At 72.7% G+C, this 22,275-nt stretch carries 25 protein-coding genes; 17 read left to right on the forward strand and 8 right to left on the reverse strand.

Going from position 1 to position 22,275, the window contains the following annotated elements; all coding sequences use genetic code 11:
• Nucleotides 1-5: 5 nt before the first annotated feature.
• From SMIR_RS24935 to SMIR_RS24960, 6 genes are all read left to right on the forward strand, one after another.
• Nucleotides 6-761: an amino acid ABC transporter permease gene (locus SMIR_RS24935; RefSeq protein ID WP_168491612.1), complete on the forward strand. Its 756-nt coding sequence runs from the start codon at nucleotides 6-8 to the stop codon at nucleotides 759-761.
• Complete coding sequence (locus SMIR_RS24940) at nucleotides 758-1,576, forward strand: amino acid ABC transporter ATP-binding protein (protein ID WP_168491610.1); 819 nt, start codon at nucleotides 758-760, stop codon at nucleotides 1,574-1,576. Before SMIR_RS24935 ends, SMIR_RS24940 begins: the two co-directional genes overlap by 4 nt.
• Entirely contained in the window at nucleotides 1,573-2,871 is a 1,299-nt protein-coding gene (locus SMIR_RS24945) for an NAD(P)/FAD-dependent oxidoreductase (protein ID WP_248002927.1), read from the forward strand. Before SMIR_RS24940 ends, SMIR_RS24945 begins: the two co-directional genes overlap by 4 nt.
• 279 nt (nucleotides 2,872-3,150) lie before the next feature.
• The gene (locus SMIR_RS24950; RefSeq protein WP_211118712.1) at nucleotides 3,151-3,432 is read left to right on the forward strand and encodes an ATP-binding protein; all 282 of its coding nucleotides are present in this window, start codon (nucleotides 3,151-3,153) and stop codon (nucleotides 3,430-3,432) included.
• A 62-nt stretch (nucleotides 3,433-3,494) separates the two neighbouring features.
• The gene (locus SMIR_RS24955; protein ID WP_168491608.1) at nucleotides 3,495-3,848 is read left to right on the forward strand and encodes a hypothetical protein; all 354 of its coding nucleotides are present in this window, start codon (nucleotides 3,495-3,497) and stop codon (nucleotides 3,846-3,848) included.
• A 49-nt stretch (nucleotides 3,849-3,897) separates the two neighbouring features.
• Entirely contained in the window at nucleotides 3,898-4,092 is a 195-nt protein-coding gene (locus SMIR_RS24960) for a hypothetical protein (RefSeq protein WP_168491606.1), read from the forward strand.
• Nucleotides 4,093-4,251: 159 nt separating this feature from the next.
• Here SMIR_RS24960 and SMIR_RS24965 read toward each other — a convergent pair whose 3' ends face one another.
• A complete protein-coding gene (locus tag SMIR_RS24965) occupies nucleotides 4,252-5,376 on the reverse strand; it encodes a mechanosensitive ion channel family protein (RefSeq protein WP_168501036.1) in 1,125 nt (374 codons plus the stop codon).
• 259 nt (nucleotides 5,377-5,635) lie between these two features.
• Between SMIR_RS24965 and SMIR_RS24970 the strand changes: the two genes are divergently transcribed.
• Nucleotides 5,636-6,172 carry an HNH endonuclease gene (locus SMIR_RS24970; RefSeq protein ID WP_067370302.1) on the forward strand — a complete coding sequence of 179 codons (537 nt, stop codon included), beginning with the start codon at nucleotides 5,636-5,638 and terminating at the stop codon, nucleotides 6,170-6,172.
• A 62-nt stretch (nucleotides 6,173-6,234) separates the two neighbouring features.
• Here SMIR_RS24970 and SMIR_RS24975 read toward each other — a convergent pair whose 3' ends face one another.
• The 5 genes from SMIR_RS24975 to SMIR_RS24995 form a co-directional block, all read right to left on the reverse strand.
• Complete coding sequence (locus tag SMIR_RS24975) at nucleotides 6,235-6,867, reverse strand: hypothetical protein (RefSeq protein WP_168491604.1); 633 nt, start codon at nucleotides 6,865-6,867, stop codon at nucleotides 6,235-6,237.
• Complete coding sequence (locus SMIR_RS24980; protein ID WP_212727407.1) at nucleotides 6,864-8,231, reverse strand: hypothetical protein; 1,368 nt, start codon at nucleotides 8,229-8,231, stop codon at nucleotides 6,864-6,866. The genes SMIR_RS24975 and SMIR_RS24980 overlap by 4 nt, the downstream gene beginning before the upstream one ends.
• 95 nt (nucleotides 8,232-8,326) lie before the next feature.
• Entirely contained in the window at nucleotides 8,327-9,121 is a 795-nt protein-coding gene (locus SMIR_RS24985; protein ID WP_168491602.1) for an ATP-binding cassette domain-containing protein, read from the reverse strand.
• A 26-nt stretch (nucleotides 9,122-9,147) separates the two neighbouring features.
• Entirely contained in the window at nucleotides 9,148-10,143 is a 996-nt protein-coding gene (locus SMIR_RS24990) for a cupin domain-containing protein (protein WP_212727408.1), read from the reverse strand.
• A complete protein-coding gene (locus tag SMIR_RS24995) occupies nucleotides 10,140-10,730 on the reverse strand; it encodes an RNA polymerase sigma factor (protein ID WP_168491600.1) in 591 nt (196 codons plus the stop codon). Before SMIR_RS24995 ends, SMIR_RS24990 begins: the two co-directional genes overlap by 4 nt.
• 282 nt (nucleotides 10,731-11,012) lie before the next feature.
• Here SMIR_RS24995 and SMIR_RS25000 point away from each other — a divergent pair, with 282 nt between their 5' ends.
• From SMIR_RS25000 to SMIR_RS25010, 3 genes are all read left to right on the forward strand, one after another.
• The gene (locus tag SMIR_RS25000) at nucleotides 11,013-11,252 is read left to right on the forward strand and encodes a hypothetical protein (protein ID WP_168491597.1); all 240 of its coding nucleotides are present in this window, start codon (nucleotides 11,013-11,015) and stop codon (nucleotides 11,250-11,252) included.
• Entirely contained in the window at nucleotides 11,253-13,412 is a 2,160-nt protein-coding gene (gene malQ, locus SMIR_RS25005; RefSeq protein ID WP_212727409.1) for a 4-alpha-glucanotransferase, read from the forward strand.
• A gap of 81 nt (nucleotides 13,413-13,493) precedes the next feature.
• Nucleotides 13,494-13,733 carry a hypothetical protein gene (locus tag SMIR_RS25010; protein WP_054231770.1) on the forward strand — a complete coding sequence of 80 codons (240 nt, stop codon included), beginning with the start codon at nucleotides 13,494-13,496 and terminating at the stop codon, nucleotides 13,731-13,733.
• Nucleotides 13,734-13,848: 115 nt separating this feature from the next.
• On the opposite strand, the gene SMIR_RS25015 is transcribed toward SMIR_RS25010, so the two are convergent.
• On the reverse strand, nucleotides 13,849-14,442 hold the full coding sequence (locus tag SMIR_RS25015) for a TetR/AcrR family transcriptional regulator (RefSeq protein WP_168491595.1): 594 nt from the start codon (nucleotides 14,440-14,442) through the stop codon (nucleotides 13,849-13,851).
• 127 nt (nucleotides 14,443-14,569) lie between these two features.
• Here SMIR_RS25015 and SMIR_RS25020 point away from each other — a divergent pair, with 127 nt between their 5' ends.
• Nucleotides 14,570-16,060: an FAD-dependent monooxygenase gene (locus SMIR_RS25020; protein WP_212727410.1), complete on the forward strand. Its 1,491-nt coding sequence runs from the start codon at nucleotides 14,570-14,572 to the stop codon at nucleotides 16,058-16,060.
• A gap of 69 nt (nucleotides 16,061-16,129) precedes the next feature.
• Nucleotides 16,130-16,327: a hypothetical protein gene (locus tag SMIR_RS25025; protein ID WP_212728514.1), complete on the forward strand. Its 198-nt coding sequence runs from the start codon at nucleotides 16,130-16,132 to the stop codon at nucleotides 16,325-16,327.
• Between the two features lie 91 nt (nucleotides 16,328-16,418).
• Here SMIR_RS25025 and SMIR_RS25030 read toward each other — a convergent pair whose 3' ends face one another.
• Nucleotides 16,419-16,916, reverse strand: coding sequence for a MarR family winged helix-turn-helix transcriptional regulator (locus tag SMIR_RS25030; protein ID WP_168491590.1), 498 nt, complete (start codon nucleotides 16,914-16,916; stop codon nucleotides 16,419-16,421).
• Nucleotides 16,917-17,041: 125 nt separating this feature from the next.
• On the opposite strand from SMIR_RS25030, the gene SMIR_RS25035 reads away from it, so the two are divergent.
• From SMIR_RS25035 to SMIR_RS25055, 5 genes are all read left to right on the forward strand, one after another.
• Nucleotides 17,042-18,004: an EamA family transporter gene (locus SMIR_RS25035; protein ID WP_168491588.1), complete on the forward strand. Its 963-nt coding sequence runs from the start codon at nucleotides 17,042-17,044 to the stop codon at nucleotides 18,002-18,004.
• Nucleotides 18,005-18,058: 54 nt separating this feature from the next.
• Entirely contained in the window at nucleotides 18,059-19,078 is a 1,020-nt protein-coding gene (locus SMIR_RS25040) for a DMT family transporter (protein ID WP_248003649.1), read from the forward strand.
• Complete coding sequence (locus SMIR_RS25045) at nucleotides 18,979-19,899, forward strand: LysR substrate-binding domain-containing protein (RefSeq protein ID WP_168491584.1); 921 nt, start codon at nucleotides 18,979-18,981, stop codon at nucleotides 19,897-19,899. The genes SMIR_RS25040 and SMIR_RS25045 overlap by 100 nt, the downstream gene beginning before the upstream one ends.
• 49 nt (nucleotides 19,900-19,948) lie before the next feature.
• On the forward strand, nucleotides 19,949-21,382 hold the full coding sequence (locus SMIR_RS25050) for a sigma-70 family RNA polymerase sigma factor (RefSeq protein WP_248002923.1): 1,434 nt from the start codon (nucleotides 19,949-19,951) through the stop codon (nucleotides 21,380-21,382).
• A gap of 101 nt (nucleotides 21,383-21,483) precedes the next feature.
• The gene (locus SMIR_RS25055) at nucleotides 21,484-22,260 is read left to right on the forward strand and encodes an SDR family NAD(P)-dependent oxidoreductase (protein WP_168491582.1); all 777 of its coding nucleotides are present in this window, start codon (nucleotides 21,484-21,486) and stop codon (nucleotides 22,258-22,260) included.
• The last annotated feature ends 15 nt before the right edge of the window (nucleotides 22,261-22,275 follow it).

Below are 22,275 nucleotides of genomic sequence, written 5' to 3' on the forward strand. Positions count from 1 at the left end.
ATGACATGTCCGGCTTCTTCCAAGTCCCCTGGTCCGCATACCGGCCCGACCTGCTCGACGCGCTCTGGCGCACCGTCTCCTACACGGTCGTGAGCTTCGCAGGCGCGGTGCTGCTCGGTCTGGCCGTGGCGTTGCTGCGGCTGAGCAAGGCATGGCCGGCCCGTGCCGTCGCCGCCGTCTACACCGAGGTGTTCAAGAACATCCCGCTGCTGGCCATCATCTTCCTGACCTACTTCGGCCTGGCCTCGGCAGGTGTCCGGCTGGACGTGTTCACCGCCGGCTGCCTCAGCCTGATCGTCTTCTACGCCGCCTACCTGTCCGAGATCTTCCGCTCCGCGATCAGCGGCGTGCACGCCGGGCAGACGGAAGCGGGCGAGGCGCTAGGCCTGGGCAAGGCGGGCATCTTCGGCCACATCGTCCTGCCGCAAGCCCTCCGGCTGGCACTGCCCGGGACCAACACCATGCTGGTCGACCTGCTGAAGTCCACCTCACTGCTCGTCACCGTCTCCGCCGCCGAGCTGATGTCCGAGGGGCGGCTCATCACCTCGGCCACCTTCCGGGCGCTGGAGGTGTACCTGGTCATCTCGGCCATCTACTTCGCCCTCTGCTACCCGCTCTCCCAGCTCCTTCTGCTGCTGGAGCGGAAGGTGGTGGCGGGCGTCCCCCTGTCCCCCAGGAGACGACGGCGCCTGCGGGCGGCCCGCGCCCTGCTCGCCGACGACGCGACCGTGGACGTACGAGTGAAGGAGGCGGCGGTATGACCGAGCCCGTCACCACGGCGAAGACCACCGCTGAGACAACGGTGAAAACCGCCGAGTCATCGGCCCCTGACGCGGTCGTACGGATCGAGGGCCTGAGCAAGTCCTTCGACGGCCGGCTCGTGCTCGACGACGTACACCTGGAGGTCGACCGTGGCCGCATCGTGAGCGTCATCGGGCAGAGCGGCGGCGGCAAGACGACCCTGATGCGCTGCGTCAACCTGCTGGAACGGCCCGACAAGGGCACGGTCGAGGTCGCCGGGGAGGTCGTGCACCAGGGCGGCCGCATGGTCTGCCGCGATCTGCCCCGGCTGCGCCGCACCGTCGGCATGGTCTTCCAGCGGTTCCACCTCTTCCCGCACCTCACGGCCGTGGAGAACGTCGTCATGGCGCAGCGCAAGGCGGGCATCCCCGAAAAGGAGGCGCTGGAGCGGGCCGTGGCCCTGCTGCGCCGGGTCAAGGTCGCTCACCGCGCCCTCGCCCAGCCCGACCAGCTCTCCGGCGGCGAGCAGCAGCGCGTCGCCATCGCGCGGGCCCTCGCCCTCAAACCCGAGGTCCTGCTCTTCGACGAACCCACGTCCTCCCTGGACCCGGAGGCCACCCGAGAGGTACTCGGCGTGATGCGGGAACTCGCCGCGGACGGAATGACGATGCTGCTGGTCACTCACGAACTGCCCTTCGCCCGCGAGGTGTCCGACCATGTCGTCTTCGTCGACGGCGGCCGGATCGTGGAGGAGGGCAGGCCCGAGAACGTCCTCGACCAACCCGCTCAGACCCGCACCCGGGAGTTCCTCGCCTCGTACGGAACCGCGTCATGACCAGTGCGTTCGGTACGGCGGGGCCGGTCGGTGACGCCCCGGTCGTGGTCGTCGGCGGCGGTGTGGTGGGCCTGTGCACGGCGTACTACCTGGCCGCGGCCGGTGTCCCGGTGGTGGTCGTCGAGCGGCGCGGCCTGGGCTCCGGGGTGTCCCGGGGCAACGCGGGCTGGGTCTGCCTCAGCCATTCGACACCGGTCCCGGCACCAGGGGCGGTGCGCTACGCCCTGCGCTCGCTGGGCCGGCCGGACTCGCCCCTCTATCTACGTCCCCTCCCCGACCCGGCGTTCGTACGGTGGCTGTGGCGGTTCTGGCGCAGCAGCACGCCGGCCGCGTTCCGGCGCGGCTACACGGCGATCGCCGAGCTGAACCACAGCACCTTCGACCTCTTCGACGGCCTGCGAGAGGCCGGGGTCGACACGACGCTGACCCGGCCCGGCATGGTGCACGCCTTCCTGTCGGAGACCGAGGCCCGGCACCACCTCGCGGTCCAGCGGGAGATGGCGGACGGCCGCTATCCGATGCCCGACGACGTCACCACGGGTCCCGAGGCGCGTCTGCTGGACGACGCGCTGTCGCCCGGGGTGCGCGCGGCCTACCTCGTCGAGGGTGAGGGCGTGGTCGACCCGGAAGCGTTCGCCCGCGCGCTCGGGGAGGCACTGGCGGCCCAGGGCGTGAAGGTCCACGAGAACGCGGAGGCCACCGGATTCCGGACGGCCGGCGGACGGGTCGCCGCACTGCGCACCGCCCAGGGCGAGATCCCCTGCTCGGCCGTCGTGATCGCGGCCGGCATGCGCTCCCCGGACCTGCTGCGCTCCCTTGGCAGTCCGCTGCCCCTCCAGGCGGGCAAGGGGTACAGCTTCTCGGTCGACCTGGACCCGGCGCCCCGGCACACCCTCTACTTCGGCGAACGCAGGGCCGTCGCCTCCCCCATCGGCGGCACCACGCGGATCGGCGGCACGATGGAACTGAGCGGCAACAACAACCGCCTCGACTGGCGCCGGATCGTCGCCGTCGCCCTCGCGAGCCGGCACTATTTGGGCCGCTGGTTCGACGACCCGGACGACCTGGTGAGCCTGATCCGCGACCCCTGGGTCGGCGGGCGCCCGTTCCTCCCCGACGGACTCCCGGTGATCGACCGCGTCCCGGGCCACGACAACGCCTTCGCGGCCACCGGCCACGGCATGCTCGGCGTCACCCTGGGCCCGGTCACCGGGCACGAACTCGCCGAGTACATCCGCACCGGTGACCGTCCCCGGGCCCTCGCTCCGTTCGGGTTCGACCGGCTGAGCCGCTGAGCACGCGGCAACGGACGCGTCGGCCGCGAGGACCACTTGAAGAGGAGCAGAAGTCCGACTACTTCACGTCGACGTAGTCGCCCGTGGCGGTCGCCGTGCCCGTGCTGGACCCCTTCGTCACCGGCTCGGGGGTGGCGTCGGTGGTCAGCTTGGCGGCGCGCTTGACCTGTCGGTGCAGGACTGTGTGACCGTCGTGGCGGTGGTGGACGTCGTGTTGCAGCTCGGGGGTGTGGTCCGTTCACACCGAAAGTAGCGACCTGCTCTCCTTGGGGGCAGCTGATGACCAACGCGCTGCTGCACGGCAGCCTCCGGGACCGGCTCATTCGCGTACGCATCACGGCCGCCGACTCCGTACTCCGGGTCGAGGTGAGCGACCCGCGCGGCGAGCGGCTGCCGTTTCCGCGTGCGACGGAGGGCACCGACCCGTTCGGGCGGGGCCTGTTACTGGTCGGGGCGCCGGCCCAACGCTGGGGCGGCGAGCCCCGGAGTATCGGCAAGACCGTGTACGCGGAGTGGGACCTGGCAGGGCGAGCCGATCTGTTCGCGGGCGCGGAGGAGTGACAGGAATGGCGCTAGCGTGGGCACGTGCCGAAAGGGCGCTGGACGAGCGGAAGGGGCGGCCGATGACCATGCCGTACGCGGACGGGGACGGTCCGCTCATTCCCCAGCCCGAGCTCACGCTTCCGGCCCTGCGGCAGGCGGTGGCCACGGTCGCGCCGTCCCGCCTCCCCGAGTTCTTCGAGGACCTGCAGAAGGCCTTCGTACGGGCCGGCGACGAGGACAGTGTCGTACCGATCCGCATGTTCTACCGGCAGTGGGGCGTCGTCGTCGAGATCGAGCGGCACCCCGAGACGGCACGCCGTCTGCACGCCGCCGAGCAGGCGGTCAGCAGCCCGGACCCGGTTGTGCGGGACCGCGCCATCCGTGAGGCCGGTGAGATCGTGCGGGCCGCGCACCGTGAGGTCGCCGGTGGCTGACTGACACTGGGAGCCGTTTCAGGACGACCTGCTGGACGGGCTCCCGGATGTGGCGTGCGCCGAGGTAGAGCGGCTGGCCAACGAGATCGCCGTCCGCGAATCGATGGTCTTCCTGGAGGGGGCGGCCTACACGGGACCGGGGCCGGGCGTGCGGACCGAGAGCAGAGGGTTGCTCATGTTCGACTATCTGACGGACGTCCGCGGGGAGCGGATCGTGGTGGTGCAGGTGAGCTGGTTCGGCTGATGCCGGAGTCATGGGCTTGCTCATGCGTGCGCCGGAGCTGTGGGCTTGCTCCTACGTGCGAGGGGATGCCGGAGCTGTGTGCTTGCTCCTACGTGAGAGGGGCGGCGCCCGGAACACCCGGGTGCCGCCCCTCTCACGTAGGGCACGTACGGCCGGGGCCTACTTCGGTGCGCTCGGCGCGGACGGGGCCGAGGCGGGGGCCGGGATGGGGGCGGTCGCCTCCGACTGGGGGGAGGCCGGGTTGCCGAGGACCGACGGGGCCGCCACCGCGGCGGTCGGGTCGACGGGCTCCTCCTCCGGGGGCACCGTGGGGCCGCCGACGATGCGGATGTTCGCGGCGTCGAAGGCGCGCTTGACGCGCCAGCGGAGTTCGCGTTCGACGGAGAGGGACTTGCCGGGCATGGTCTTCGCCGAGAGGCGGACGACCATCGAGTCGAGCAGGACGCTGTCGAGGCCGAGGACCTCGATCGGGCCCCACAGGCGCTCGTTCCAGGGCTCTTCCTTGGTCATCGCCTCGGCGACCTCGTCGAGGGTGCGCTTCACCTTGTCCAGGTCCTCGTTCGAGCGGACCGTGACGTCGACGCCGGCCGTGGCCCAGCCCTGGGAGAGGTTGCCGATGCGCTTGACCTCGCCGTTGCGGACGTACCAGATCTCGCCGTTGTCGCCGCGCAGCTTCGTCACACGCAGGCCCACCTCTATGACCTCGCCGGAGGCGACCCCCGCGTCGATCGTGTCGCCGACGCCGTACTGGTCCTCAAGGATCATGAAGACGCCGGAGAGGAAGTCCGTGACCAGGTTGCGGGCGCCGAAACCGATCGCCACACCCGCGACACCGGCGGAGGCCAGCAGGGGGGCCAGGTTGATCTGGAACGTGCCCAGGATCATCAGCGCGGCGGTGCCCATGATCAGGAAGGACGCGACCGAGCGGAGGACCGAGCCGATCGCCTGCGAGCGCTGCCGGCGGCGCTCGACGTTCACCAGCAGACCGCCCAGGGCCGTGCCGTCGACCGCCTGGACCGTGCGGGTCATGCGATCTATGAGCTTGGTGATCGCCCGCCGCACCACCACTCTCAGTACCCCCGCGATCACCAGGATCAACAGGACGCGCAGACCGATCGCCAGCCACGTGGACCAGTTCTGCTCGACCCAGCTGGCGGCGTTGGTCGCGCTCTGCTGGGCGTCCTGAAGCGTGGCGGTCGTCGGGTCCGTCGTCGCCGAGGGGGACGGCGACGGGGTGGACCCCGAAGCCAACAGGGCGGTCAAGAACACGGCAGGTACCTCCAGGGCGTAGCGGTCCGCCCGCGGCTCGGGGACATGTGAGGGCAGCGACGGGCAGAACCACCACACTAACGGGGCATCGTGTGTGGATCGTTGCAATGTTCGAGGGAGAGACCGTACTCACCTGGGGATGAAAGAGGGTGTGGTCGAAAACACTCCCAGCCCGTTACCGGGACATGGTGGCGCTTCCACCAGGCAAGAGGGGAGACTGACTGCAGATCGTCCCGGCGCGAGCCACGCGCCGCCGGCGTACAAGGAGGCATCCGTGCCGCATGTCCTGGTCCTCAACGCGTCGTACGAGCCACTCGGCGTCGTACCGCTCCGCCGCGCGCTCGTCCTCGTCCTCGAGAACAAGGCCATCTGCCTCGAGGAATCCGGCGCCTTTATGCACAGCGCAACCGTTACTGTCCCCGCACCCAGCGTGGTCCGGCTGAAGAGGTTCGTACGGGTCCCTTACCGGGGGCCCGTTCCGCTGACCCGTCGGGCACTGTTCGCCCGCGACGGCGGCCGGTGCATGTACTGCGGTGGCGTCGCAACCAGCGTCGACCACGTCATCCCGCGCTCCCGCGGAGGTCAGCACGCCTGGGACAACGTGGTGGCGTCATGTCGCCGCTGCAACCACACCAAGGCCGACCGCCACCTGGTCGAGATCGGCTGGCGCCTGCGCCACAAACCCGCCCCGCCGACGGGGCTCGCCTGGCGCATCATCGGAACGGGGCATAGGGACCCGCGCTGGCTGCCCTACCTGCAGCCGTACGGCGCGGAGGATGCGATGGCCCGGATCGACGGCATTTCCGCCTGACGATCCGGGCCTTTGTGTTCCCTGGCCCCGGTGACCCGTGGTCCGCCCCGTGCGGCCCCGCGTCAGGCGCGGGGTCCTTCGGGGCGGGCGCCGCGCGCCACGTAGAGTGCCGAGCCCAGTACGTGGAGTGCGAGGGCGGCGGCCCAGGCGCCGTGCTGTGGGCCCGGCTGCATGGGCCAGGTGAGGATTGTCTCCCCGCTCATGCGCGGCGAGGCGGCCGACAGGTACACGGCGCTGAAATACAGCATCGTCGGCATCCAGCTCGCCCGGGCACCGAACAGAACCGCCCCGACCGCCGTGATGCCGACGGCGCCCAGTGTGTTGCGGACCATCCCCGCCGAACCGAACACCTGTGCTTGTCCCGGTACGGCGAGCGCGAGCACCGTCGCCGCGACCGCGCTGAGGACCAGCAGATGAGCCAGGCGCCTCGGCCACCAGGGGCGTACGGCGGTGTCGTCCAGGTCCCGCGCGTACGAGTGGAGGCTCAGCCCGATCGCCGCCGAGGCCAGCAGCGGGGCGAGGGAGAGCAACGGGACCCTGCGGTACGGGTCGAGGAAGGCGTCCGGGCGGCCCGCCACCCAGAAGGTGGTGAGGAGGGCGGCACAGGCGAACGCGGCCAGGGTGGTCGGGATGGCGCGGGAGCGGGCGTAAAGGGCGAGCGCGGTCGGCGGGGTGACTCTGCGCGGGGAGTTCACAGGGACGGGACCTCGCTCGGGTTCGGGTCGCAGTCGTGGGCCGTGGCGAAGTAGCGGCTGAGCAGGGAGCGGCGCTCGTCGTCGGCCATGGCGGTGAGGTGCGCGTACGCCTTGTCCTCGGCGCGGAACGTCGCGAGTTCCTTCGCGTCACCCTGCTGCCGGGCGACCGCCACCCGGTGCCTGCGCAGGTTCTCGTGACCGGAATCCGGGGCCAGCCAGCGCAGGACCACAGTGTCGATGACCTGGACCCGCTGCGCGGACGGCGACTCCTCGCACTCCGGGCGGACCAGCAGCACGGCGGCCTCCCAGGCGTACCGCTCCGGATCGGTCACCTTGCCGCGGACGGCGCTCCAGCCGAACGGGGTGAGCATCGGCAGTTGTGCCTCGTCCTCGCGCGGGGAGCGCGGCAGGTCCTCGAAGCGCACCGGCAGGTTCCGCACGCCCTTCAGCCGGCCGGTGAGACCGGACAGGGCGCGGGCCACGTCCGGCAGCATGCCCGGGTGGACGGCGTTGACGCAGACACGCGGGGTCGTGGACTCGTCGCACACCTGGCGGTGGGCGAGCGGGTTGTCGCGCAGCATGCCGTCACCCGTGTGGACCAGGACGACCGCGGCACCGAACGCGGCCGCGAGTGGCAGCAGCGCGGTGGCTCGGCGGTACGCGGCATGGGCCAGGGCCGCGGTGGCGGCGAGCCCGGCCGGCCACAGGGCCGATACGAGCGGATACCACCAGACCGGGACGTCGTCGTCGCCGACCAGGCTCAGGTAGGCGGGGGCGAGGTTGCGGAAGCCCGACTCCGAGAGGCCGAGGGTGCCGTACAGGACGTATCCGCAGATCGCGAGCGTGGGAGCGGTCAGCCGCCAGGGCAGCAGCCGCCCGGCCACCTGACCGAGCAGCGTGCACGCGGCGATCGAGAGCGCGGCCCCGGCGAAGACGGTCGGGACCGGACCGCCCGCCGACGCGTACGGCGCGCAGGCGAGCAGCACGCCCGCCACCGCCACGAGGTATGCCACCGCCAGCCAGCAGGCGAGCGGCAGGGCGGCCGTCAGGAGCTGCGCGAGCGGGGTACGAGCGGTCGAGGCCCGCAGCTCCGTCATCCGCAGCCGTCGCTCCCGGCCGCCCTGCCATGCGCCGGCCGCGAGCGCGAACGGAACGCCGATGACGCCGGCCGCGGTGCTCAGCTTGCCCGTCGTCACACCCCAACTGCCCTGCCACTGCGCCGACGTGGCGGCGAGCGTCCAGGCGAGAGCGAGCAGGAGTGCCCAGGCCGCCCAGGGGGCGAACCCGCGCAGGGACTCGACGCGGAGGGGGTGGGGGGCGCAACCCGCCCTCCGGGCGGGCGTCTCCCGGGTCGGTGCGCCCATCCGGGGGCTTCCTTGGGACGGGGGCCGAGGCTGCTCTTCGTCGGACTGGGGGTGCGTGGTCGGCGCGCGCTCCCCGTCGGGCTGGATGCGTACGTTCACCGGGCGGCCCCCGTCGAGGCGCGGTGGCCGCGCAGGACCGTGGTGTATCCGCGCTCGATCGCGTTGCCGTCGGACTCGTGGCCGTCGGCGCCGATGGCGGCGAGGGACTGGGGTGTCCCGCGGTAGGCGACGTGGCCGGCCTCGATCAGGGTGACGTCCGTGCAGGCCGCGGCCACGTCCTCCACCAGGTGGGTGGAGACGATCACCGTGGCGGTCCGGCCCAGCTCCCGCAGCAGGGCCCGGAACTCCACGCGCTGCTCGGGGTCCAGACCCGCGGTGGGTTCGTCGAGGAGCAGGACGCGGGGGTCGTTCACGATGGCCTGGGCGATGCCGACGCGCCGGATCATGCCGCCCGACAGCGTTTTGACCTTCGCGTCGATACGGTCGGCGAGCCCGACCCGGGCGACGGCGTGCTCGACCGCGGCCGGGGCGGCAGCGGCCGGTACCTCCTTCAGCCAGGCCACGTACGCCACGAACTCCCGCACCGTGAACCCCGGGTAGTACCCGAAGTCCTGCGGCAGATACCCCAGTTCGCGGCGGACCGCACCGCGCTTGTGCCGGTGACGGAGGTCGTTGCCGAGCATCCGCACCCGGCCCGCGGTGGGCTCCGCGATCGTCGCCAGGACCCGGATGAGGGAGGTCTTGCCCGCACCGTTGGGGCCGAGCAGACCGTGGACGCCGGGACCGAAGTCCAGGTCGACGGCGTCCAGCGCGGTGGTCCTGCGGTGCCGCACGGTCAGCCCCGAGACTCGTATGGAGGCGGTCGCGGTGCCCAGGGCGTCGTCCGTCATCGAAGTGCCGGGCCTACCAAGGGGGTTCACATCGTCTCCAGACGGTCGTACGCGGAACGGCGCGCGGCGAGGAGGAGGGCGCAGAGCGCGGCCGCGGTGGCCCAGCCCCACTGCGGCGAGGCTCCGGTGAAATAGAGGGAGAGCTGCTGTGCGAGACGGGCCGTCAGGCCGGGGTCGGGGGCCGTGATCAGGGGCGCCGCGAGCGCGAGCAGCCAGCCGCCGCCGACCACCGCGGAGGCGGTACGGCAGCCCACGTACCCGGACAGCGCCAGCGTGGCCAGTGTCAGGGCGAGCCCGGGCAGCAGCCAGGCGGCCGCCGCGGGTGCCTGCGGCAGGCGCGGGTCGGTGGCGGGGAGCAGCAGCCCCGCCCCCGTCAGCAGCGGCACGCTCACCGCGAGTACGGCGGCCGTCCGCATCAGCACCAGCCGCAGACCGCCTGAGGGCGATGTCGCGACGATCTCGTGCAGTGGATCGGCGTGCCGTCCGTACGAGAGGGCGACCCCCGCCACGGGCACGACCGGAGCCGCGGCCAGCAGCAACGGCCGTGTGCCGTCGAGCCCGCCCCCGTAGGCGAGCGCGAGCGCCCCCACGGCGACCAGCGCGACGGCCCCCGCCCAGGCCCCGCGCAGGGCGGGCCCGGCCGCCCAGAGGATCCGCCCGAGCCGCCCCCCGACGGCTCGGGGGCGCCTCGAGGCGGCGGGTACGGGGGGTGCGGGGAGTGCGCTCGGTACGGAGGATGCGCTCGGTACGGCGGCGGGGGTCGGCGTCGACACGGAGGGCGAGGCGGCCGTCGCGTGCCTGGCCGCCGTGGCCGGCGCCGACTCGAGTACCGCCGTCAGCACCGCGTCCCGCACCTCCGCCAGCACCACCCCCGCCGCCCCCTCCCGGGCCGCGAGCGAGACCCTCGCGGCGCACGTGCCGCAGCCTTCCAGGTGTTTCTCCAGGGACCAGGCGTCCGTCTCCGGAAGGGAACCGTCCGAGTAACGGGCGACGACGTCGTCGGACGCGTGCCAGCCGGTCATGCCGTGCCTCCCAGCAGCGATGGGTCCAGGAACGGGGCAGAGGGCGGATTCAGGTGCGCGAGCGCCGCGCGCAGTTCCGCGCGGGCGCGCCTCGCCCGGGTCTTGACCGTGCCCTCCGGGATACCGAGCAGCCGGGCGGTCTCCCGGGTGGTCAGCCCGTCGACGACCGTGGCGCGCAGCACCTCGCGGAGTTCGGGCGAGATGCGGTCCAGGGCCGTACCCACGTCCCCGTACTCCAGGCCCGCCAGCACGCGCTCCTCGGCGGAGGGCGCGGGCACGTGCGTCGCGTACTCGACGCGCTCGGCCCGCTCCTGCACCCGCCGCGCGTCGACGAGCCGTCGCGCCGCGATCGTCCACAGCCAGCCGCCCGCCTCCGCGCCGCGGTGCGTGGCCGCCGACCGCCACACGGTCACGAAGGTGTCCTGCAACACCTCCCGCACGACCTCGGGATCGGCGCACCGCCGGGTCAGCCGCGTGTGCAGCCACCCGGCGTGCCGGTCGTACAGCGCGGCCATCGCCGCCGAGTCCCCGTCCGCCACGGCCCGCAGCAGCGCCGCGTCCGTCACGTCCTCCCGATGGCCCCCCATGGGGCGGAACAGTCTCACACCCTGTCTATCGACCCCCGCGAGCCCATCGGTTCACACCACGGCCCCTCGCTTCACGGCAGTCCCGAGCAGTCCCCGAGCCGTCCCGCGCGCCGCGTCCCGCGCGCCGCACTCGCACGTGCCCGCACGCCGTGCGGAGCGCCCCCGCGCCGGGTACGGTCTGTGACCAAACGCACCTTGTCCGTCCTCGTACGTCTGCCCCGGCACCCGCTGGGTAGAGCTGCGGTAACCCGCTTCCAGCCGTACGACGACAAGGAGCCCCCCGTGGCCGCATCGGCACACCTTCTGCTCTCGGCCCTCTCCAAACGCCCGACGGAGCCCTCCGTCGAGCCCCACGTGTGCGTCTTCAGCGCCGAGAGCGCCTCCGCCGAACCCCCGCTGACCAGCGAACCCCCCCTCCCCGACGCCGAGCCGCTGACCAGCGAACCGCCGCTGGCCGACGCCGCGCACCTGACCAGCGAGCCCGTCTCCACCGGCGCCGCCACGGACACCTCGGGGGTATAGATGGCGCCCAGCCCGCCCGCGGACCCCTCGCCCGTCGACCCCTCGCCGGCCGGCCCTCCCGACCCGCACGCACCGCTGGCGCGGCTGGCCGCACTGCACGGCGTCGCCACCTCCTACAGCCCCTCCCCGGACCGTACGGTCGCGGCCACGGACACCGCGGTCGTCGCGGCCCTGGCGGCGCTCGGCGTCGACGCGAGCACCCCGGACGCCGTCCGCGCGGCCCTCGCCGACCGGGAGGCCGAGACACGGGAGCGGCTGCTGCCGCCGACGGTGGTGTGCTGGGGCGCCAGCCCGCCCGCCGCGCTCGCCGGACTGCCGGCCGGCACCCGGCTGCGCATCACCACCGAACAGGGCGAGACCCGCGCCGCCGCCGAGCAGCTCCCGCCCGGCGTCCACACCCTGCACGTCACCGCCCCCGACGGCCGCACCGCCGAGGCCCATCTCGTGGCCGCCCCCGCCCGGCTGCCCGCGCCGCCCGGACGCACGTACGGACTCCTCGTCCAGCTCTACTCCCTCCTCTCCCGGCGTTCCTGGGGCATGGGCGACCTCGGCGACCTCGCCGAACTGACCGCCTGGGCCGGCCGGGCGCTCGGCGCCGGATTCGTGCAGGTCAACCCCCTGCACGCGGCCGTACCCGGCACCCCCACCGACCCCTCCCCGTACCGGCCCTCCTCCCGCCGCTTCCCCGACCCGGTCCACCTGCGGGTCGAGGACATCCCCGAGTTCGCCCACGTCGACGACCCGGGCCGGGTACGGGCGCTGCTGGAGCGCGCCGAGCGACTGCGCGAATCCGTGCTCCACAAGGGCGCGTTGATCGACCGCGACGCCGTGTGGGAGCTCAAGCGCGAAGCGCTGGAACTGGTGCGCGAGGTGCCGCTCGGGCCCGGCCGCCGCGCCGCCTACGTCGACTTCCTCGCCGAGGAGGGCGAGGCGCTGGAGGACCACGCCACCTGGTGCGCGCTCGCCGAGGCGTACGGCCCCGAGTGGCAGCGGTGGCCGTTGGGCCTGCGTGACCCGCGCTCACCCGAAACCACCCGCGCCCGCGGCGAGTTGATGGACCGCGTCGACTTCCACAGCCGCCTCGCCTGGCTCACCGACGCCCAGCTCGCCACCGCCCAGCGCTCCGCGCGCGACGCCGGGATGGCGGTGGGCCTCGTGCACGACCTCGCGGTCGGGGTGCATCCCGGCGGAGCCGACGCCTGGGCGCAACAGGAGTACTTCGCGGCGGGCATGTCCGTCGGCGCGCCCCCGGACGCCTTCAACGCACGCGGCCAGGACTGGGGCCTGCCGCCCTGGCGCCCGGACCGCCTCGCCGCCTCGGGCTACGCCCCGTACCGCCGCCTCCTGCGCGCCCTCCTCCGGCACGCGGGCGCCCTGCGCATCGACCATGTCATGGGCCTGTTCCGGCTCTGGTGGGTGCCGCAGGGACAGCCGCCCACCGAGGGCACGTACGTCCGTTACGACGCCGAGGCGATGCTCGCGATCCTGGCCCTGGAGGCCTCGCGGGCCGGGGCCCTGGTGATCGGCGAGGACCTCGGCACGGTCGAGCCCGGCGTACGCGAGACGCTGCACGAGCGCGGGGTGCTCGGCACCTCGGTGCTGTGGTTCGAACGGGACTGGGACGGCGACGGGAAGCCCCTGCCCCCCGAGCGCTGGCGCCCCGACTGCCTGGCCACCGCCACCACCCACGACCTGCCGCCCACCGCCTCCCGGCTCACCGGCGACCACGTCGAACTCCGCGACCGGCTCGGCCTGCTCACCGGCTCCCTGGAGGACGAGCGGACCGCGGCCGCGGCGGACACGGGGGAGTGGCTGGCGCTGCTCGCCCGCCTCGGGCTGCTGCACGGGGCGGGCGACGCGGGTTCGGCGGTGTCGGAGGAGGCCGAGATCCAGGCCGTGCACCGCTTCCTGCTGCGCACCCCGGCCCGCATGATCGGCGTGTGGCTCCCGGACACGGTCGGGGACCGGCGCCCGCAGAACCTGCCGGGCACGTGGGACCAGTACCCGAACTGGCGGTTGCCCATCGCCGACGCGGACGGCCGCCCGGTGACCCTGGAGGAACTGGCGGCCTCGCCCCGGCTGTACGCGCTGATCGATGTGCTGCGGGGACGGTCCGGGGATCGCGGTGGGCGTGCGCGTGGGCGTGACGGAGACGTGTGAACGGGGAGTGCGGGCGGGCGTGAGGTCTCCGTACGGCACCCCGGGCGCGCGACTCATTCAGGTGTTCGCTACGTTTGCACCGTGGACAAGAAGAACGCCCTGCGCGCCGGCGCCCTGGCTTCCGGTACGACGCTGATGATGCTGCTCATGTCGTCCCCCGCGCTCGCGCTGACCCGCGACGACGGTGACGACCCCGGCAAGGGCCTGAGCGTGATCGAAACGCTCGGCCTCTACGTCGTGACGCCGATCGTCCTGTTCCTGGTCATCGCGGGCCTCGTGATGGTCCTGGACAAGTCCGACAAGCAGCCGAAGCGGACCTGATTCCGGCTCGCTTCCCGGAGCCTCGGCCGCGCGCCGAGGTCTGGATCCTTCTCGATCGAGGGAGTCCGCGCACCCACCGGGTGCGGGGACTCCCTCGACGTGCTTTCGGGGCCTGTTACGGATGCGGCGCCGTGAGATACCGCTGCACGGTCGGTGCCAGCCATGCCACGACCTCCTCGCGTGGCAGCGCGACGGCGGGCTGGAAACGCAGGACGTAGCGGGCCATCGCCATGCCCAGCACCTGTGAGGCGGTCAGCGCGGCCCGTGCCGGCGCCTGCTCCGGGTCGGGGCACACGCGCAACGCGACCGGCATGAGCTGGTCCCGGAAGATGCCCTGCATGCGCTCGGCGCCGTCCGGATTGGTCACGCCGACCCGGAGCAGCACGGTGAGGACCTCGTTCTCCTCCCAGAGGTCGAGGAAGTGGCCCACCAGGACGCGGCCCACCTCGCGCGGGTCCAGCCCGTCCGGGCCCGGTAGCCGCAGGTCGACGTCGAGGACCGCGGCGAACAGTCCCTCCTTCGAGCCGTAGTACCGCATCACCATCGACGGATCGATCCGCGCGTCCTTGGCGATCGCGCGGATCGTGGCGCGCTCGTAGCCGTCGGCGGCGAAGCGTTCGCGTGCGGCGGTGAGGATGGCGCTGCGGGTGGTGTCCGAGCGGCGGGCCGCGGGGGACGGGGTGGGTGCGGGGAGTTCCTTGTCGGGCATGTCAACAACCGTAGGCCAACAGTTGTTGACAGTCCAGAGCGGTGTCTCTATGTTGGTAAACAAGCGTTGGCCAACAAACGTTGACCAACGGGCGTTGGCCCACGAGTGCTGGCATCAGGAGGCCGCCATGAACGGCAAGACGAACGGCAAGGTGAACGGCACCACCGCGTCCCGGAACGTGATCGTCGTCGGCGCCGGCCCCACCGGCCTCCTGCTGGCCGGGGACCTCGCCACCGCCGGAGTCCCCGTCACGCTCGTCGAGAAGCGCCCGCACAAGATCAGCAACCTCTCCCGCGCCTTCGTCCTGCACGCCCGCACTCTGGAGCAGCTCGACGCCCGCGGTCTCGCCGACGAGCTGGAGAGCCACGGCCGGACCGTCGACCGCATCCGCCTCTTCGGCCGGCTCTCCGTCGCCCTCGACACGCTCCCCTCCCGCTTCAACCACCTGCTCGTGATCCCGCAGTACGAGGTGGAGAAGGCGTTGGAGCGGCGGGCGGTCGAGGCCGGGGTGCGGTTCGTGTACGAGACCGAGGTGACCGGGCTGCGCCAGGACGCGGCGGGTGTCACGCTCGAAGTCCGGGGTGCGGACGGGGAAGCGGGGGAGCTGGCGGGCGCGTACGTCGTCGGGGTGGACGGGATGCGCAGCGCGGTGCGTGAGGCGGTGGGGCTGCCGTTCCCCGGGAAGTCGGTCATCCGGTCCGTCGTCCTCGCCGACGTCCTGCTCGCCGAGGAGCCGGAGTCGATCCTCACCGCCAACGCCGTCGGCGACGCCTTCGCCTTCATGGTGCCCTTCGGCGACGGCTACTACCGTGTGATCGGCTGGCACCGCGGCCGCAATGTCCCCGACAGCGCGCCGCTCGAACTCGACGAGGTCAAGGAGATCGTCCGGCTCTCCCTCGGCCGTGACTACGGCATGCACGACGCCCGCTGGATGTCCCGCTTCCACAGCGACGAGCGCCAGGCACCCGCGTACCGGGTCGGCCGGGTCTTCCTCGCCGGTGACGCCGCCCACGTCCACACCCCGGCCGGCGGGCAGGGCATGAACACCGGCCTCCAGGACGCGGCGAACCTCAGCTGGAAGCTCGCGCTGGTCGTCAACGGCCACGCGGGCACGGACCTGTTGGACACCTACCAGGCCGAGCGCCACCCGGTCGGCAAGGCGGTACTGCGCAGCAGCGGCGGGATCGTCCGGCTCGCGATGGCCAAGCACCCCTGGACGCTGGCGCTGCGCTCCGCGTTCACCACGGTCCTCAACGGCGTCGGCCCCATGCGGCGGAAGGCGTCGGGTCAGATCACCGGCATCGGCTTCGCCTACCGTGCCCCGCGCGGCTCCCACGCCCTCGTCGGCACCCGCGTCCCCGATGTCGCCCTGAAGGACGGCCGCCTCTACGAAGCCCTGCGCGGCGGCCGGTTCGTCCTCGTCGCACCGACGGCGGCCGTCCGGGCGTACGGCCTTGGCGACCTCAAGGACCGCAAGGACCGTCTCACCGTGGAGAGCTGGGCGAGCGACCGGCGTACGACACTGCTGGTGCGGCCCGACGGATACGTGGCCTGGGCCGCCGAGTCCCCCGATGCGGCGACGGTCGAGACGGCGTTGGCGGCGGCGCTGGGCGACTAGATCTCAACCCATGGGTCGAGGCGGAAACCCACCCTCGGCTCCGCCCTGGAGCCGAGGTGGTTCCGCGTCGTGAAGCGCAAGCTCATGGGCATGGCGACGACCGATTACGCGATCTCCGCGACTCTCATCCTCCTCGTGATCCCGCAGATCCGAGGCGTCCGGCAGACGCTGCACAACACGCTGCTGCCGCTCGTGGCCGTCGCCGCCGCCTATTACCTCAAGTCCTTCGACCTGACGCGTATCACGGCGAGCCGGCCCAGGACCTGAGCCAGTGCCATCAGCAGCAGCGCGGCGGTCCAGGCCCGGGTCGCCACGGCCGGCTGAGGGCCTCCGAGCCGGGTCGGGCCGGGCTGGGGATCTAGGCGCCGGTGCCCGTCATCAACTCGCGCAAAAGGTCGGCCAGTTGACCGGCTCGTTCCTCGTCGAGGTGGGCCAGGGCCTCCGTCTGGACGGCGAGCCCCGCGCCGACGGCCTCGTCGATGAGCCGCAGCCCCTTGTCCGTGAGCGTCACCTGGAGCCCACGCCGGTCGTGCGGGTCGGGGGAGCGCCGTAGCAGCCCCGCGCGTTCCAGCTTGTCCAGGCGCCCGGTCATTCCGCCGGTGGTGAGCATGAGCGTCGCCGAGAGCTGCCGGGGCGAGAGGGTGTACGGGGCGTCCGAGCGGCGCAGGGTCGCGAGCACGTCGAACTCCCCGCGGGAGATCCCGAAGGGCGTGTACGCCTTCTCCATCCGGTCGCCCATCGTGCGGGCGAGCCGGGAGACGCGACCGAAGACCTCCATCGCGGCGGTGTCGAGGTCCGGCCGGACGGTGGCCCACTGCTCGATGATCGCGTCGACAGGGTCCTGGGGCGTCTTCATGGGGGCGAGTATCCGCCGAGGGGTCGATTGCCCGCAAGAAAGTAGATGACGAGGAAGTAGATGACGAGAAAGTCGCTTAGGGCTAAGCTACTTTCCACTGACCTACTTTGGAATCGGGTGCCTCCATGGCCGCGAACGCGAACCGTCCCGCCCTCATAGCCCTGACCGCGCTGGCCCCCATCTCCTGGGGCAGCACCTACGCCGTCACCACGGAGTTCCTCCCGGCCGACCGGCCCCTGTTCACCGGGGTGATGCGAGCCCTGCCCGCCGGGCTGCTGCTCCTCGCGCTGGCCCGGGTACTGCCGCGCGGTGCCTGGTGGGGGAAGGCGGCGGTGCTGGGCGCGTTGAACATCGGCGCCTTCTTCCCGCTGCTGTTCCTCTCCGCGTACCGGCTGCCCGGCGGTATGGCGGCAGTCGTCGGCTCGGTCGGGCCGCTGTTCGTCGCGGGCCTCGCGGCACTGCTGCTCGGCGACCGCCCGACCCTGCGGACGCTCCTCACCGGTATCGCCGCGGCCCTCGGTGTCAGCCTCGTCGTACTGAAGGCGGCCGGCGCGCTGGATGCGGTGGGGGTCCTCGCGGCGCTCGCCGCGACCGCGTCGATGTCCACCGGCACGGTGCTCACCAAGCGGTGGGGCCGGCCGGACGGGGTCGGTCCGTTGGCGCTCACCGCCTGGCAGTTGACGGCGGGCGGGCTGCTGATCGTCCCGGTTGCCCTCCTCGTCGAGGGCGCGCCGCCCGCGCTGGACGGCCGGGCGGTCGGCGGATACCTCTACCTCGCGCTGGCGAACACGGCGGTGGCGTACTGGCTCTGGTTCCGGGGCATCGGCCGGCTCAGTGCCACCCAGGTCACCTTCCTCGGCCCGCTGTCGCCGCTGACCGCGGCCGTCATCGGCTGGGCGGCGCTGGGGCAGGCGCTGGCGCCGGTGCAGGTGGCAGGGATGGTGCTGGCGTTCGGGGCGACGGTGTTCGGTCAGATCGGGCCGCGTGGCGGGCGGCCGTCGGCTCCCGGCGCTGGATCGTTCAGTTCTTCTGAAAGGAATGGTCGAAAAGATTCGATGGACGTGACGGTTCCCGCCTTGCGACGGTAGTCGGGCCGCGGGGACGGGGTCCCCGGTCGGCCCATGACCACCGAAAGGCAAGGGATGTACGTGGCTGTCCTGGACCGGACACGCACGCGCACACGCACGCACGGCGCCGCGGGACTTGGGATCGTCCTGGCAGGGATCGCCACCGTGGTCTGGTCCGGCAGCTTCGTCGTCTCGCGCGCGCTGCACGACAGCGTGCCGCCGGTGCAGCAGGCGCTGTGGCGCTGGGTGATCGCGCTGGTGGCGGTCACCCCGTTCGCGGCGCGTGAGGCCTGGCGGCAGCGAGCCCTGGTACGCCGTCACCTGGGCCATGTCACGCTCGCCGCCCTCCTCGGCGTCACCGTCTACAACACCCTGGTCAACCAGGCGGGCCTCTCCACCTCCGCTGCCAACATGGGCATGATCATGGCCGCGTCGCCGGTGCTGATGGCGGTGTGCGAACGGATCGGCGGCATACGACTGGGGGCGCGCCGGGCCGTGGGGATGCTGATCGCCTGCGCCGGGGTGCTGCTCCTGGTGGGCGGAGGCGGGCCGTCGACCGGCCTGGCTGCCGGTGACCTCTGGATGATCGCGGCCGCGATGTGCTTCGCGTCGTACAGCGCGCTGCTGCACCGCCGCCCCGCTCGGCTCACCGGGCTCACCTACCTGTTCACGACCTTCGCCCTCGGTGCGGCGATGCTGCTCCCGGCGTACGCGGTGAGTGTGGGCGTACAGGGTCCGTTCACGCCGGGCCCCGCGACCGTCGGCCCCCTCCTCTACGTCGGTGTCGCCTCCTCCGCCGTCGCCTTCTTCGCGTGGAACAAGGCGATCGCGCTGATCGGCGCGGCCCGTGCCGGGACGGTCTACTACCTCCAGCCGGTCTGCGTGGCCGCCCTGTCCTACGCGCTCCTCGGCGAGCGGACCACCTGGACCCAACTGCTCTGCATGGCCCTGATCCTGGGCGGGGTCGTCCTCGGCGCCACGGATAGGTTGCCGTCATGGTCGAGTACGACAAGTGGGACATCAAGAAGCTGCACATCCTGCGCACGCTGCGGGAACGCGGAACCGTCACCGCGACCGCGGAGGCGCTGCTGCTGACTCCCTCGGCCGTGTCGCAGCAGCTGACCAATCTCGCCAAGCAGCTCGGGGTCACCCTGCTGGAGGCACAAGGGCGCCGGGTGCGGCTCACGGACGCGGCTGAGCTGGTGCTGCGGCACGCGGGGGCGGTGTTCGAGCAACTGGAGCGGGCGGACGCCGAGTTGACCGCGTACGAGCACGGGGAGGTGGGCGAGGTGCAGGTCGGGGCCTTCTCGACCGCCGTGCCCGCGCTGGTCGTTCCCGCGGTACGGGCGCTGCGCACGGCACGCCCCGGGATCTCCGTGCAGGTGCGGGAGGCCGAGGCGGCGGAGGCGTACGAGCTGCTCGGCGCGGGCGCGGTCGACCTGGCGCTGTCGCTGGCCGCGCAGGCGCCGTCCGTCGTGGACCCCCGCTTCACCCGGGTGCCACTGCTTGCCGATCCGCTCGACCTCGCGCTGCCCCGGGAGCACGCGCTGGCCGTCGCCCCGGCCGTGCGGCTGGCCGACTTCGCCGCCGAGTCGTGGATCTTCGGCGGGAGCGGGCCGTGGTCGGAGATCACGCGTGGGGCGTGCGAGGCGGCCGGGTTCACGCCCCACCAGGGGCACTCGGCGGCCGGGTGGACCGCCATTCTCGCCATGGTGGAGGCGGGGATGGGGGTGGCGCTGGTGCCGCGGATGGCTCAAGTGCGGCGGGAGGGCGTCGTGATGCGCGAACTCGCCGGTGACCGCCCGCACCGGCATGTGGTCGCGGCGGTGCGGCGCGGGGCGGAGGAGGGCGCGGCGGTGGGGCGGGTGCTGGAGGCTTTGCGGGAGGCGGCTGCGGGGCTGGGGGAGCGGCGATAACGTCACGTCGTCCGCGCGTGACGTAATTCCCGGATTCCCGGAGGTTCCTGTGGTCGACGTCGTGTGTCTTGGCTGCGGGAAGCCGCTGGCCGGGCGGACCGGGCGCAAGGGGCGGAGTTCCGTGTACTGCTCGGCCGCCTGTCGGCAGAGGGCGTACCGGGAGCGGCGGGCGGCGCCCTCGGACACCGCCCAGGGGCTCATCGAGGAGGTCGGGCGGCAGGTCCGTGAACTGGTCCCGGCGCCGCCCGCCGTTTTCTACTCCGGGGTGAGCGAGCTGGCCACCTCCGTGGGGCGGTTGCGGCGCATCGCCCGGATGGCCCGCGACACGGCGAAGGACGACGGAAACGAGGAGGACGACGGAAACGAGGAGGACGACGGAAACGAGAAGGACAACGGGAACGAGAAGGACAACGGGAACGAGGACGACAGAAGCGAGGGGGGAGGGAGCAGCGGGCCCGGCGCGGCGGATCTCGTCACGGCCGGTCCCGTTACGGAAGTGGCCCTCGCGGAGGGCGACTTCGCCGCACTCGTCGAGCCGTACCGGCGCGAACTGCGCGTGCACTGCTACCGGATGTCGGGCTCGTACGACGATGCCGAGGACCTCGTGCAGGAGACGTTCCTGCGGGCCTGGCGGGCCCGGGACGGGTACGCGGGCCGGGCGAGCGTACGGACGTGGCTGTACCGGATCGCCACCAACGCCTGCCTGGACTTCCAGCGGCGCACGGCGCGCCGCCCGCAGCGGTACGAGCCGCTGCCCGGGATGAACCACGGCGGTGCCGAGCCCCCGGCCCGCATCACCTGGCTCCAGCCCTACCCCGACGACGACCTGCCCTCCACCGAAGAGCAGCCCGACGCGCTCGCCGTCTCCCGGGAGACCATGGAGCTCGTCTTCCTCGCCGCGATCCAGCATCTGCCGCCCCGCCAGCGCGCCGTCCTCGTCCTGCGCGACGTCCTGGGGCTGGCCGCCGCGGAGACCGCCGCGGCACTGGAGATGACCGTCGCCTCGGTCAACAGCGCGCTGCAAAGGGCCCGGCCCACCCTGCGCGACCACCTGCCCCGCCGCCGCGCCGACTGGACCGCGGAGGCGGACGCCCGCGAGCGCGAGATCCTGGCACGCTACATGGCCGCCGCCGAACGCCTCGACCTCACCGAGGTCGCCACCCTGCTCAGCGAGGACATCACGCTCACCATGCCGCCGAACCCGTTCTGGTTCGTCGGACGCGAGGCGCTCGTGGAGTTCCTGTCCGTCAGCCTCGACCCCGCCTCCCCGATGTTCCTCGGCCACTGGCGCCACCTGCCCGCCCGCGCCAACGGGCAGCTCGCGGCAGGGGGGTACGTCCGGCGCCCGGGTACGACCGTCTACCGCGCGCAGGTCCTCGACGTCCTCCGTATCGAGGGCGACCGGATCGTGGAGATCACCTCCTTCGAGCCGCATCTCTTCCCGGCGTTCGGACTGCCGCTGCGGCTGCCCGCCGACCGATGAGTGAGAGACGGCGCGTACGTCTGCATGACCGACTCGTACGGCCGACTTGTACGGCCGACCCGTACGGGCCGCTCTTACGGCCCACCTCACGGAGGTTCACCATGCTGCTCACCGACAAGACCGCGGTCATCTACGGCGCCGGCGGATCCATCGGCGGCGCCGTCGCCCGTACCTTCGCCCGCGAGGGTGCCCACGTGCACCTCGTGGGGCGTACGGCGGCGACGCTCGACGCGGTGGCCAAGGACATCGCGACGGAGGGCGGCCACGCCCAGGCAGCGGTCGTCGACGCGCTCGACGAGGCGGCGGTCGAGGCGCACATCGCGTCACTGGACGCCGTCGACATCTCCTTCAACCTCGTCACCCGGGGTGATGTGCAGGGCGCCTCGCTGCTCGACATGCCCGTCGACGACTTCGTACGCCCGGTCGTCACCGGGATCCGCGCCAACGTCGTCACCGCCCGCGCCGCCGCCCGCCGCATGGCCGAGCGGGGCTCCGGCGTGGTCCTCACGCTCAACAGCGGTTCGGCGCACGGCAGTCCGATGATGGGCGGGACGGGCCCGGCCGACGCGGCGATCGACACGCTGGTACGGAACCTGGCGATGGAACTGGGGCCGCGCGGGGTACGGGCCGTTGGCCTGTGGGCGGCCGGTGTGCCCGAGACGCTGACCCGCGAGAAGCTCGCCGCGGTCGACAGCGCCATGGCCCTCGACGGGAACGCCCTCCAGGGCCTGCTCGCGAACCTGGCCGGAATGCGCATGACCCGCCGCAACCCGACCCTCCCCGAGATCGCCGCGACCGCCGCTTTCCTCGCCTCCGACCACGCGGGCGGCATCACCGGCACCTTCGTCAACGTCACCGGCGGGATGTTCCCGGGCTAGGACGACCGGCCGGGA

It is taken from the genome of Streptomyces mirabilis (assembly GCF_018310535.1).
GTDB lineage: Bacteria > Actinomycetota > Actinomycetes > Streptomycetales > Streptomycetaceae > Streptomyces.